This is a genomic window from Dolichospermum planctonicum, from assembly GCF_005402965.1.
GTDB classification, from domain to species: domain Bacteria; phylum Cyanobacteriota; class Cyanobacteriia; order Cyanobacteriales; family Nostocaceae; genus Dolichospermum; species Dolichospermum planctonicum.
On the sequence record NZ_BJCF01000147.1, the window covers coordinates 1 to 530 of the forward strand.

The window sequence follows — 530 nt, forward strand, 5'->3', positions numbered from 1 at the left end:
CTGTTAACTTTTCAATACCCCTAGCTTCCAACTCTAATAATAACTCTCCCATACGACGAGCCGCCCTTTCCGTCACTTCCACCTGGTTGTTTTGGAATATAGGAGTTTTTTGACCTAATTCCATAAAAGCCAACGCTCCCGACCGTGCTGGTAGTTCCTGAAGAAAGATTTTATCTACAGGTGTATCTATCTGAATATCAAAATCAAAAATCCAGAATTGATCAAAATTACATAAGATCACATATTTAGGACGGTTAGGAACTAACCTAGTCCAATAATCAAATGCTTGGGAATAATGTTTATTTAGGTCTTCTCCGCGCTTTTTCATTTCAATTAAAACGCGAGGTTTCCAAACCAAGTCAGCAAAACCGGTTTTTCCAGTTTTACTACCTTTTTTAATAGCTTCCTCATATTTCGCTCCGGCTTCCAAAGCACCCTCATGACCAAAAGCCCGAAAAAATCGGTCAAGAAAAGTTTGTGCTTCTTTACGTTCCTGTCCGGTAATATATTGGTTGCAAAATTGGACGAAT

At 38.9% G+C, this 530-nt stretch carries 1 protein-coding gene; it reads right to left on the reverse strand.

Annotation, left to right across the window (positions count from 1 at the left end; genetic code table 11):
• Positions 1-530: type IIL restriction-modification enzyme MmeI (locus FFO06_RS20820; RefSeq protein ID WP_137909707.1), on the reverse strand; the 530-nt coding region annotated here is incomplete at both ends.